General features: G+C 70.0%; 10 protein-coding genes and 1 pseudogene. 10 read left to right on the top strand and 1 reads right to left on the bottom strand.

The window, feature by feature from the left end:
• Nucleotides 1–30 precede the first annotated feature (30 nt).
• From OG828_RS22560 to OG828_RS22545, 4 genes and pseudogenes are all read left to right on the top strand, one after another.
• Entirely contained in the window at nucleotides 31–807 is a 777-nt protein-coding gene (locus OG828_RS22560) for a type II secretion system F family protein (RefSeq protein WP_328359746.1), read from the top strand.
• Nucleotides 808–895: 88 nt separating this feature from the next.
• On the top strand, nucleotides 896–1,105 hold the full coding sequence (locus OG828_RS22555; RefSeq protein WP_210577896.1) for a DUF4244 domain-containing protein: 210 nt from the start codon (nucleotides 896–898) through the stop codon (nucleotides 1,103–1,105).
• The gene (locus OG828_RS22550) at nucleotides 1,092–1,457 is read left to right on the top strand and encodes a TadE family type IV pilus minor pilin (RefSeq protein WP_328502122.1); all 366 of its coding nucleotides are present in this window, start codon (nucleotides 1,092–1,094) and stop codon (nucleotides 1,455–1,457) included. Before OG828_RS22555 ends, OG828_RS22550 begins: the two co-directional genes overlap by 14 nt.
• A gap of 233 nt (nucleotides 1,458–1,690) precedes the next feature.
• Nucleotides 1,691–2,005: pseudogene (locus OG828_RS22545) on the top strand (Rv3654c family TadE-like protein); the annotation flags it as partial.
• Here OG828_RS22545 and OG828_RS22540 read toward each other — a convergent pair.
• Nucleotides 1,947–4,538 carry a DEAD/DEAH box helicase gene (locus OG828_RS22540; protein ID WP_328502121.1) on the bottom strand — a complete coding sequence of 864 codons (2,592 nt, stop codon included), beginning with the start codon at nucleotides 4,536–4,538 and terminating at the stop codon, nucleotides 1,947–1,949. The pseudogene OG828_RS22545 and the gene OG828_RS22540 overlap by 59 nt on opposite strands.
• Before the next feature lie 158 nt (nucleotides 4,539–4,696).
• Here OG828_RS22540 and bldG point away from each other — a divergent pair, with 158 nt between their 5' ends.
• The 6 genes from bldG (at nucleotide 4,697) to OG828_RS22510 (ending at nucleotide 11,137) form a co-directional block, all read left to right on the top strand.
• The gene (bldG, locus tag OG828_RS22535) at nucleotides 4,697–5,038 is read left to right on the top strand and encodes an anti-sigma factor antagonist BldG (RefSeq protein WP_097267104.1); all 342 of its coding nucleotides are present in this window, start codon (nucleotides 4,697–4,699) and stop codon (nucleotides 5,036–5,038) included.
• 120 nt (nucleotides 5,039–5,158) lie between these two features.
• Complete coding sequence (locus tag OG828_RS22530; RefSeq protein WP_328359736.1) at nucleotides 5,159–5,596, top strand: ATP-binding protein; 438 nt, start codon at nucleotides 5,159–5,161, stop codon at nucleotides 5,594–5,596.
• 297 nt (nucleotides 5,597–5,893) lie between these two features.
• Nucleotides 5,894–8,299, top strand: a complete 2,406-nt coding sequence (locus OG828_RS22525) for a sodium-translocating pyrophosphatase (protein WP_328359733.1) — start codon at nucleotides 5,894–5,896, stop codon at nucleotides 8,297–8,299.
• Nucleotides 8,300–8,511: 212 nt separating this feature from the next.
• Complete coding sequence (locus OG828_RS22520) at nucleotides 8,512–9,093, top strand: small secreted protein (RefSeq protein WP_328359730.1); 582 nt, start codon at nucleotides 8,512–8,514, stop codon at nucleotides 9,091–9,093.
• Nucleotides 9,094–9,131: 38 nt separating this feature from the next.
• Nucleotides 9,132–10,649 (top strand): class I SAM-dependent methyltransferase, encoded by a 1,518-nt coding sequence (locus tag OG828_RS22515; protein WP_328502120.1) that lies wholly within the window; start codon nucleotides 9,132–9,134, stop codon nucleotides 10,647–10,649.
• 290 nt (nucleotides 10,650–10,939) lie between these two features.
• The gene (locus tag OG828_RS22510) at nucleotides 10,940–11,137 is read left to right on the top strand and encodes a hypothetical protein (protein ID WP_210577902.1); all 198 of its coding nucleotides are present in this window, start codon (nucleotides 10,940–10,942) and stop codon (nucleotides 11,135–11,137) included.
• The last annotated feature ends 172 nt before the right edge of the window (nucleotides 11,138–11,309 follow it).

Raw genomic sequence — 11,309 nt, 5'->3', positions numbered from 1 at the left:
TATCGGTCGGGATCGAGAAAAGGAGGCGGAGTGAGTGCGGAGGTTTTCCACAGGGTGGGGGCGGTTCTGGGGGCCGTGCTGGTGCTCGGGTGGGTGGTGCGGTGGGTCGGGGCGGTACGGCGTGAGCGGAGGGTGCGGCGGCGGGTCGCCGAGTTGCTGGGGCTGGAGGTGGCTTCCGCGGGGGTGCACGTCGATGTGCGGGGCGCCGTGCGGCGGTGGGCTCCGGTGGCGGGAGTTCTGGGCGCTGGGTGGGCTGTCGTCGGCGGGGTGGCCGGGGTCGTTGTGGGGCTTGTGTGTGCGGTCGGGCTGTGGCGGTGGCGTCGCCGGCAAGTGGGCGCTGGGCGGGGCGAGGAGATCGACGTCGGTGAGGCGGCGCGTCAACTCCCGCTCGCGGCCGATCTGCTGGCGGCCTGCATCGCCGCCGGTGCCGGTCCGGTGATCGCGGCGCAGGCCGTGGGCGAGGCCTTGGGAGGTCCCGTGGGGGAAGCGCTGGCGCGGGGTGCGGCGGAGGTACGGCTCGGCGGTGAGGCCTGGCGGAGGCTGGCGTCGTTGCCGGGGGCCGGGGCGTTGGCGCGGCTGCTGGAGCGGGCCGACGTCGCCGGGATCCCGGCGGCCGGACCCGTCGCCCACCTCGCGGCGCAGGCCCGCGCCGACTGGGCCCGAAGCGCGACCGCGCGGGCCAGACGGGCGGCCGTCATGGTCACCGTTCCGGTGGGGCTGTGCTTCCTGCCCGCCTTCATCGCGGTCGGTGTGCTGCCCGTGGTGATCGGGCTCGCGGGTGGGGTGCTGGGAGGGGGTGGTGGATGACGGTACGGCGCGTGTGAAGGACGTACGACCGACAGCGAGTGAGCAACAGAACCGAAGAGCAACAGAACCGAACCTTACGGGGGTTGAGATGTACAAGGCGGTATGGGCGCGGCTGCGTGCCCTGATGTGCGGGGCGCGGGCGGCGCGGAGGGACGCGGGGATGGTCACCTCCGAGTACGCGATGGGGATCGTCGCGGCGGTGGCGTTCGCGGTGGTCCTCTACAAGGTGGTCACGAGCGGGCAGGTCGACGCCGAGCTGCAGGCCATCGTGAAACGGGCGCTCGATGCGGGGATGTGAGCGGGAGAAGGACCGGGGATTCGTCACGGCGGAGTCGGCCGTGGTGCTGCCGGTGCTGGTGATCGTCGCGATGGCGTTGGTGGGGGCGCTGCTCGCCGTGGTCGCGCAGATCGAGTGTGTGGACGCGGCCAGGGCGGGCGCCCGCGCGGCGGCCCGCCAGGACCCGGCCGACGCTGTCGTGGAAGTGGCCCGCGAGGCGGCACCTCGCGGCGCGAAGGTCACGCTCAGCCGGGAGGGGGACCAGGTTCGCGTGGCGGTCGTGGCGAAGCCGCCGGCGCTGGACGGGTTGCCTTTCGAAGTACGGGAGGAGGCCGTGGCGTTGGCGGAGGACAGTGTGGGGGTGGGGAGTTGAGGACCCGGGGCATGGTGGGCGGTGTCGGTCTGCGCCGGGGCTTCGTCGCCCTTCGGTGTTCTGACCGTGGCTCTGTCGACCGGTGTTCGGATCGTGGCTCTGTCGACCGGTGTTCGGATCGTGGCTCTGTCGACCGGTGTTCGGATCGTGGCTCCGCCGACCGGTGTTCGGACGGTGGCTCCGCCGACCGGTATTCCGACCGTGGGTCCGCAACCGTCTGGACCGTCGGTGCGATCGCCGTGCTGTGTGTGGTGTTCGGTGTCGTCCTCGCCTTGGGGCAGGCCGTCGTGACCCGGCATCGTGCGGCGGGCGCCGCGGACCTCGCAGCGCTGGCGGCGGCCGATCACTGGGCGGAGGGCGGCACCGCGGCCTGCGCCCGGGCGGACCGGGTGGCGAGAGCTCAGGGCACGCGGCTGGCGCGGTGCGATGTCGTGGGCGAGATCTCGGACGTGACGGCGAGATCGGGCCGGGGCCCGTTCGCGGCGGAGGTCAGGGCACGGGCGGGACCTGCGGAGACGGTGCCGCTGGATCCTGGACCGGCTCCCGGGCCGGACCGTTCCTCGGGTCCTGGATCGGGCCAGGGACCGGTTCCTCGAACGGACCCTGCGTCGGTTCCTGGACCGGACCGCGCACCGGCTCCCCTACCCCACGTTGCGCCGGCTCCTGGACCGGACCAGGGATCCGCTCCATCCCCGGCTCCTCCTCCGCCTTCTCCTCCGGAGCCCTCCGCAGCAACACCGTGAGCAGTCGTACCGCGCCCCTCTTGTGCAGCGGATCGTTCCCGTTGCCGCACTTGGGGGACTGGATGCAGGACGGGCACCCGGCGTCGCACTCGCAGGACGCGATGGCCTGTCGGGTGGCCGTCAGCCAGGAGCGGGCGGTGTGGAAGGCGCGTTCCGCGAAGCCGGCGCCGCCGGGGTGGCCGTCGTAGACGAAGACCGTCGGGAGGAGGGTGTCGGGGTGCAGCGGGACGGAGACGCCGCCGATGTCCCAGCGGTCGCAGGTCGCGAAGAGGGGCAGCATGCCGATCGACGCGTGCTCGGCGGCGTGCAGGGCGCCGCCGAGGATCTCCGGGTTGATCCGGGCGGCGTCCAGCTGGTCCTCGGTGACCGTCCACCACACGGCACGCGTGCGCAGCGTACGAGGAGGGAGGTCGAGTTTCGTCTCGCCCAGCACTTCACCGGTGATGACACGTCGACGCAGGAAGGAGACGACCTGGTTGGTGACCTCGACGGAGCCGTAGCAGAGGCGGCCCTCGCCCCAGGGGATCTCGACGTCCGTCTCCAGGACGGAGATCGACGTCGTGTCGCGGGCGACCGTCGTGTACGGCGGGTTGGCCTCCTCGACCAGGGCGACCGAGTCGTCCAGGTCCAGTGAGCGGACCAGGTAGGTACGGCCCTGGTGGAGGTGGACGGCGCCCTCGTGCGCGGACGTGTGGGCGGCGCCCGCGTCCACCGTGCCGAGCAGCCGTCCGGTGCCGGACTCGACGATCTGCACCGGCTGACCGCCGCCTCCCCGGAGGTCGGTCAGGTCGGCGGCCCGTTCGCGGCGGGTCCAGTGCCACGCCTTGGTCCGGCGGCGCAGCAGCTTCGCGGCCTCCAGCTGCGGCAGCAGGCTCTCGGTCTCGGGACCGAACAGCTCCAGGTCGTCGTCGGTCAGCGGCAGTTCCGCCGCTGCCGCGCACAGGTGCGGGGCGAGGACGTACGGGTTGTCCGGGTCGAGGACGGTCGACTCGACCGGCTGGTCGAACAGAGCCTCGGGGTGGTGGACGAGGAAGGTGTCCAGGGGGTCGTCGCGGGCGACCAGGACGGCGAGGGCCCCCTGCCCGGAGCGGCCCGCCCGGCCCGCCTGCTGCCACAGGGACGCGCGCGTGCCCGGGTAGCCGGCGATGAGGACCGCGTCCAGACCAGAGACGTCGATGCCGAATTCGAGGGCGGTGGTCGCGGCGAGGCCGAGGAGTTCGCCGGAGTGGAGGGCCTGTTCGAGGGCGCGGCGCTCCTCGGGGAGGTAGCCGCCCCGGTAGGCGGCCACGCGCCGGGCGAGGGAGCGATCCACCTCGGCGAGCCGTTCCTGGGCGATCACCGAAATCAGCTCGGCGCCGCGCCGGGAGCGTACGAAGGCGACCGTGCGCACGCCCTGGACGGCGAGGTCGGTCAGCAGGTCGGCCGTCTCGGCGGTGGCGGTACGGCGGACCGGTGCGCCCTTCTCGCCCTGGAGCTCGGTGAGCGGGGGCTCCCACAGGGCGAAGACCAGTTCGCCGCGCGGGGAGGCGTCGTCGGCGACCTCGACCACCGGGAGGCCGGTGAGGCGGCGGGCGGCGACCGACGGCTCGGCGGCGGTCGCGGAGGCCAGCAGGAACACGGGCGAGGCGCCGTACCGCGCGCACAGCCGGCGGAGCCGGCGCAGTACCTGGGCGACGTGGGAGCCGAAGACGCCGCGGTAGGTGTGGCACTCGTCGATGACGACGTACTTCAGCGACTTCAGGAAGGAGGACCAGCGGGGGTGGGACGGGAGTATGCCGCGATGCAGCATGTCCGGGTTGGTGAGGACGTAGTTGGCGTACTGGCGGATCCACTCGCGTTCCTCGAACGGCGTGTCGCCGTCATAGACCGCAGGCCGGACCGAATTGCCCAGCGGTTGTGAAAGTTCCTTCACAGATCGGCGCTGATCCGCCGCAAGGGCCTTCGTGGGGGCCAGGTAGAGGGCGGTGGTGCCGCGGCCGTTCGGCGCCTCGGAGCCGTCCAGGAGGGTCGACAGGACCGGGACCAGATAGGCCAGGGACTTGCCGGACGCGGTGCCGGTGGCGACGACCACCGAGTCGCCGTCCAGGGCGTGCTCGGCCGCACGGGCCTGGTGGGCCCAGGGATGCTCGATGCCCGCTGCCTGCACGGCCGCGATGACCTCGGCACGGATCCGGTCGGGCCAGACGGCATGGCGACCCTCACGCGGGGGCAAGTGCTCCGTATGAGTGATGCGCGAAGCCCGGCTCGGCCCCGCGGCGAGCCGGTCCAGGACCGTGCTCGGAGCGAGGCGCGAGGCGGGGTCCGTCGAGGGTCGATCGGATCGGTGATTCTTGGCCATCGGCACCGAGTGTGTCACTGGCGTGACGGACAATGGGACCAAGGCGTCGTGCACGCCTGCCGTAAGTGATTGAATGCCATCGCGGCTGGCGAACCGTCCCGGGCCCTGCCGAGGTGACCCGAGGGGCGACCGCTCGATAGCAAGGTGCTGGAGGATCCGTGGACCTGTCCCTGTCGACCGAGACCGTCGGCGATCGCACGATCGTCAAGGTCGGTGGCGAAATCGACGTTTATACCGCGCCCAAGCTGCGCGAGCAGCTCGTCGAGCTGGTGAATGACGGGAGTTTCCACCTCGTCGTCGACATGGAGGGCGTGGACTTCCTCGACTCCACCGGTCTCGGCGTACTGGTCGGCGGCCTGAAGCGTGTGCGTGCCCATGAGGGCTCGCTGCGCCTGGTCTGCAACCAGGAGCGCATTTTGAAGATCTTCCGCATCACCGGCCTCACCAAGGTGTTCCCGATTCACACCTCGGTCGAGGAAGCGGTGGCGGCCACAGACTGACCGCCGCGCCCGGGCCAGTGATCAGTCGTCCGTGCCCGGGACGGAAGAAGTTCATGAGGGGGTCCGGGCTATCGGCAGCCCGGTCCCCCGACAGCACGCCCGAAGTTCCGAGGGGGATGCATGGCCACCGTTGAACTCCGCTTCAGCGCGCTGCCCGAGCACGTCAGGACCGCCCGACTGGTGGCGGCAGCGGTGGCGCGCAGGGCCGGAGTGGACGAGGCCGTCCTCGACGAGGTCAGACTCGCTGTCGGCGAGGCCTGCACCCGTGCCGTCGGACTGCACCAGAGCGGCGGCATCACGGCGCCGGTCAAAGTGCTGCTGATCGAGGAGGAGAAGCAGTTCTCCATCGAGGTCGGCGACGAGGCGCCGCGTTCGGCTCCCGGGCATCGCGCGCCCGGTGGCGCCGCCGAGGATCCCGACGCGGAGACCGAGGAGGACGAGATGGGCCTCGCGGTCATCAGCGGCCTCGTCGACGACGTGGAGGTCACCGCCGGCGAGCACGGCGGGTTGATCCGTATGACCTGGCCGACCACGCCGCCGACCGCGGTGCTCCCCTGAGTCCCACCACGCTTCACCACGAAGGGCCCTGCTGAGCAGGGCCCTTCGTGTTTTCTGTCGCAGCGCCGGGCAATTCGTGAAGGAATTCACGATCATTAACCGATAATTCGATCAAGGGTCAATGCAGGCGTCAATGCCTTTGAGGCATTACCGCTTTCGGGTTGTGTGGCGTGACGTCGATCATTTGCTGAAGAGCATGTGAAGGCTAATTCCGTTTACCGCGCACTGTTTTGATCAGGTCCGGGTACCTAGAATCCGTCCACATCTTGAGCTCAGCACAGGCGTCAAGGAGGACGAATGGCGGGGCTTTCTACCCCTCATCAGTTTGACCATCCCACTACCTTCGCAGCCGCAGTCCTGACCGACGACAACCGCATCCTCGTGATGGTCATCGGGGTCGTCGCGCTCGCGGCTCTCGTGGTCGCAGGCATCCTGGTGCGCCAGGTGCTCGCGGCAGGCGAAGGCACCGACAGCATGAAGGAGATCGCGACAGCCATCCAGGAAGGCGCCAACGCCTATCTGGCCCGGCAGCTGCGCACGCTCGGCGTATTCGCCGTCGTCGTGTTCTTCCTGCTCATGCTGCTACCCGCGGACGACTGGAATCAGCGCGCCGGCCGATCAGTGTTCTTCTTGATCGGCGCGGCGTTCTCGGCGGCCACCGGCTATATCGGTATGTGGCTCGCCGTACGGAGCAATGTGCGAGTCGCCGCCGCCGCGCGCGAGGCGACCCCCGCGGAAGGTGAGCCGGAAAAGGATCTCACCGCCGTCTCGCACAAGGCCATGAAGATCGCTTTCCGCACGGGCGGCGTCGTCGGCATGTTCACAGTGGGGCTCGGTCTGCTGGGCGCCTCTTGTGTGGTGCTGGTCTACGCGGCCGACGCGCCGAAGGTGCTCGAGGGATTCGGCCTCGGGGCCGCCCTCATCGCCATGTTCATGCGTGTCGGCGGCGGCATCTTCACCAAGGCCGCCGACGTCGGCGCCGACCTGGTCGGCAAGGTCGAGAAGGGCATTCCGGAGGACGATCCGCGTAATGCCGCGACCATCGCCGACAACGTGGGCGACAACGTCGGCGACTGCGCGGGCATGGCGGCCGACCTCTTCGAGTCGTACGCCGTGACGCTCGTCGCCGCGCTGATCCTCGGCTCGGCCGCCTTCGGCGACGCCGGACTCGGCTTCCCGCTGCTCGTGCCCGCGATCGGCGTGATCACGGCCATGATCGGCATCTTCGCCGTGGCGCCCCGCCGGTCCGACCGCAGCGGCATGACGGCGATCAACCGCGGTTTCTTCATCTCCGCGGTGATCTCGCTCGTACTGGTCGCGATCGCCGTCTTCATCTATCTGCCGTCGTCGTACGCCGAACTCGACGGCGTCACCGACGCGACCATCGCCGCCAAGGACGGCGATCCACGGATCCTCGCGCTCGTCGCGGTGGCCATCGGCATCGTGCTCGCCGCTGTCATCCAGCAGCTGACCGGCTACTTCACCGAGACCAACCGCCGGCCGGTCATGGACATCGGCAAGACCTCGCTCACCGGTCCCGCCACCGTCGTCCTCGCCGGGATCTCCGTAGGCCTCGAATCGGCCGTCTACACCGCCCTGTTGATCGGCCTCGGCGTGTACGGGGCCTTCCTGCTCGGCGGTACGTCGATCATGCTGGCGCTGTTCGCGGTGGCGCTGGCCGGAACCGGCCTGCTCACCACGGTCGGCGTGATCGTCGCGATGGACACCTTCGGGCCGGTCTCCGACAACGCGCAGGGCATCGCCGAGATGTCCGGTGACGTCACGGGCTCGGGCGCGCAGGTGCTCACCGACCTGGACGCGGTCGGCAACACCACCAAGGCCATCACCAAGGGCATCGCCATCGCCACCGCGGTCCTCGCGGCAGCGGCGCTCTTCGGGTCGTACCGTGACGCGATCACGACCGGCGCGCGGGACGTCGGCGAGAAACTGACCGGCGAGGGCGCGCCGATGACCCTGATGATGGACATCTCGCAGCCCAACAACCTCGTCGGCCTCATCGCGGGCGCCGCGGTCGTCTTCCTCTTCTCGGGGCTGGCGATCAACGCGGTGTCGCGGTCGGCGGGATCCGTGGTCTACGAGGTGCGGCGGCAGTTCCGTGAGCGGCCCGGGATCATGGACTACACGGAGAAGCCGGAGTACGGCAAGGTCGTCGACATCTGCACCAGGGACGCCTTGAGGGAACTCACCACGCCAGGCCTGCTGGCGGTCATGGCGCCCATCGCCATCGGGTTCACGCTCGGTGTCGGCGCGCTCGGCGCGTTCCTCGCGGGCGCGATCGGCACCGGCACGCTGATGGCGGTCTTCCTCGCCAACTCCGGCGGCGCCTGGGACAACGCCAAGAAGCTCGTCGAGGACGGTCACCACGGAGGCAAGGGCAGCGAAGCCCATGCCGCCACGGTGATCGGCGACACCGTCGGCGACCCCTTCAAGGACACCGCGGGGCCCGCGATCAACCCGCTGCTGAAGGTCATGAACCTGGTGGCCCTGCTGATCGCGCCCGCGGTCATCAAATTCAGCTACGGCGAGGACAAGAGCATCGGTGTCCGCATCGCGATCTCGGTCCTGTCGCTGCTGGTGATCATCGGCGCGGTCTACATCTCCAAGCGGCGCGGCATCGCCGTGGGTGACGAAGGCAACGCCGAAAGGGTGGCCAAGCCGGCCGATCCAGCGGTGGTTTCGTAGGCGGTCTTACGACGCCCAGCTCACGGGGCGGGCAGGCGGCGCGCATTGACGCGTCGTCTGCCCGCCCCGTGCGTGTTCACGCCCTGAGCCGTGACCCTTCTCTCTCTGGTGTAAATCGCACGAAAAGGGTTCTTACTGGGCCTTCGGTGTGTAGGTGTCGTCCGTCCGGCGTGTATGTTCCGGGGCCGAGAGCCACGGAAGGGACCAAACCGGTGAACAAGAAGCTCGCGGCCGCACTGTCCGGCGGTGCGGTACTGGTACTGGCGCTGTCGGCATGCAGCGGCGACGAGGGCAACGAGGAGCTCGACGCCTGGGCCAAGAAGATCTGCAACACGGCCACGGCGCCGAACGCGAAGATCGCCGCTGCCGACGCCGCGATCAACAAGGTGGCCACGGACAGCGAGCCCGAGGAGCTCCAGAAGGTCGATTCCAAGTCATTCGGAGACCTCTCCGATGGCTTCAAGGAGCGGGCGACCCACCTTCAGGACGCCGGAGCGCCTCCGGGTGTGGACGACGGTGCGACGAAGCAGCAGGACGCCGTCAAGAAGCTCAACGCCGTCTCCACGGCCTACGCCGACCTGAAGAAGCAGGTCGACGCGCTGAACACGAAGGACCAGGCGAAGTTCGCGTCCGGACTCAATGACCTGTCGGACGGCATGAAGGACGTGGTGACCCTGCGCAAGAACGCGGTCGCCGCGCTCAAGCAGCTCGAAGAGGGCGACGCCAAGGAGTCTCTGGTCAAGCAGGAGAGCTGCAAGAAGGCAGCCGCGTCGGCGCCGGCCACCGACAGCTGAGGGAGCCTCTGCGGCCCGGTGCGCGTCACAATGAGGGCGTGAGTAACTCCAGCCTGTCCTCGCTGCCCTCCATCGACCGCCCCGAGATCACCTCCCGTCTCCGGGACGCCCTGCTCGTGGCCTCCTTCACCGCCGACGGACTGCTCGAGCTGCTCGGTGCGCCCGCGTACGCGGCGCTCGCACGGAGCGAAACCGTGCCCGCGCTCCGGGCGACCCGCGGCGACACGCCGCTGGAGATGCTCGTACGGCTGTTCCTGTTGCAGCAGCCCGTGCCGCACGCGCGCGTGGAGGGCGTTCTGCCCGTCGACGCGTGCCTGAAGAGCGGGTGGCTGGTGCGTGCGGGCGCGGACGAGGTCGCGGCGGCCGTGGACGTACGGCCGTACGGCGGGCCCGGTGGCGAGGACTGGTTCATCGTGTCCGACCTGGGGTGCGCGGTCGGCGGGGCCGGTGGGATCGGCAGCCGGGACGAGCGCGTCGTCCTGGGCGTCGGCGGCGCCTCCACGACCCTGGCCGGCATCACCGTACGGACGCCCGTCTCCGCCGCGCTCGATCTCGGCACCGGTTCCGGGATCCAGGCGCTGCACGCCGCGCAGCACGCCACGCGCGTGACGGCGACCGACGTCAACCCGCGCGCGTTGCACATCACCGCGCTCACGCTGGCGCTGTCGGGCGCCCCGGGGGCCGACCTCCGGGAGGGCTCGCTGTTCGAGCCGGTCCGGGACGGGGAGACGTACGACCTGATCGTGTCGAACCCGCCGTTCGTGATCTCGCCGGGCGCCCGGCTGGCGTATCGCGACGGCGGGATGGGCGGGGACGATCTGTGCCGCTCGCTCGTTCAGGGGGCGGGGGAACGGCTGCGGGAGGGCGGGTTCGCGCAGTTCCTCGCCAACTGGCAGCACGTGGAGGGGGAGGACTGGCAGGACAGGATCCGGTCGTGGGTGCCGCGCGGGTGCGATGCGTGGATCGTGCAGCGCGAGGTGCAGGACGTCACGCAGTACGCCGAGTTGTGGCTCAGGGACGCCGGCGATCACCGGGGCGACCCGGCCGAGTACCAGGCGCGGTACGACGCGTGGCTGGACGAGTTCGAGGCGCGCAAGGTGAAGGCGGTCGGCTTCGGCTGGATCACGCTGCGCAGGACGGGGACGGCCGTGCCCTCGGTGACCATCGAGGAGTGGCCGCACCCGGTCGAACAGCCGCTCGGTGAGACGGTCCGGGCGCACTTCGATCGCCTCGACTTCCTGCGCGCACACGACGACGCCGACCTGCTCGAAGGCCACTTCCGGCTCGGCGCCGAGATCGTCCAGGAGCAGGTCGGGCTGCCCGGCGCCGAGGACCCGGAACACGTGGTGCTGCGCCAGCACCGCGGGATGCGCCGGGCCACCAAGGTGGACACGGTCGGCGCGGGCTTCGCGGGTGTCTGCGACGGCACGCTGAGCGCGGGCCGCATTCTGGATGCCATCGCCCAACTGATGGGTGAGGACCCGGTCTTGCTGCGCGACCGCACGCCCGCGCAGATCCGGCTGCTGGTGGAACAGGGGTTCCTCGATCCGGCGTAGGGACGAGGCCCGCGGTCAATGGGCACGGATGTGCTCCGTCGCCGAATGGAATGAGCCAGAAGAAGGGCAGCGACAACTCGATCATGTTGTGCCGCGACAAATTCGAGTCGATCTGGGAACCCGGTTCGGAGCCGGTCGAGATCGGGCCGAGACCGGTCAGTGGTTGTCGGCGGGTGATCCACAGCCGCGTCGGTCCCTCGTTCACCTGAGGTTCGCCGGGTCGCCGTCCGCACGTGTCAGCCTCCCGGCACTGGGCACGCGTGAACGGGAGAAAAGGGGCACAAAGGGCCATGGAGAGCGGACCGGCGATCTTCGCGGGTGTGGTGTTCGCCCTGTTCGGCGGCGGGCTGCTGGTGTGGACGGCGGTGCGCGTGCGACACCGCGAACCCGTCGCCCACGGTGTGAGCCCCGTCGCATCGGCGACGCTCGCGACCATCGCCGCGGTGATCGCGCTGATTCTCGGAACGTGGTGCTTCACCCGCGTCTGAGAACCGCCCGGGGACAGGGACTTCGATAAGAAGAAGGTCGTCCTCCGGATAGGTTCGAAAAGGCCGGTGGGCACTCCGGGCGGCAGGAATGGCGGGAGTCGGGTTACCGTTCGAGTGGCCGTTGCGGGCTTTTCCCGTTTGACACGGGGGCGGGATGTACCGTCACACTCCG

The organism is Streptomyces sp. NBC_00457 (genome assembly GCF_036014015.1).
GTDB lineage: Bacteria > Actinomycetota > Actinomycetes > Streptomycetales > Streptomycetaceae > Streptomyces.
Note: the sequence above shows the minus strand (reverse complement) of the source record. Positions and strands in the feature narration are given on the sequence as shown.

Coding starts and splice junctions, on each gene's coding strand:
- OG828_RS22555 (WP_210577896.1), top strand. CDS start 896: ATGTACAAGGCGGTATGGGCGCGGCTGCGTGCCCTGATGTGCGGGGCG.
- OG828_RS22550 (WP_328502122.1), top strand. CDS start 1,092: ATGCGGGGATGTGAGCGGGAGAAGGACCGGGGATTCGTCACGGCGGAG.
- OG828_RS22540 (WP_328502121.1), bottom strand. CDS start 4,538: ATGGCCAAGAATCACCGATCCGATCGACCCTCGACGGACCCCGCCTCG.
- OG828_RS22530 (WP_328359736.1), top strand. CDS start 5,159: ATGGCCACCGTTGAACTCCGCTTCAGCGCGCTGCCCGAGCACGTCAGG.
- OG828_RS22525 (WP_328359733.1), top strand. CDS start 5,894: ATGGCGGGGCTTTCTACCCCTCATCAGTTTGACCATCCCACTACCTTC.
- OG828_RS22510 (WP_210577902.1), top strand. CDS start 10,940: ATGGAGAGCGGACCGGCGATCTTCGCGGGTGTGGTGTTCGCCCTGTTC.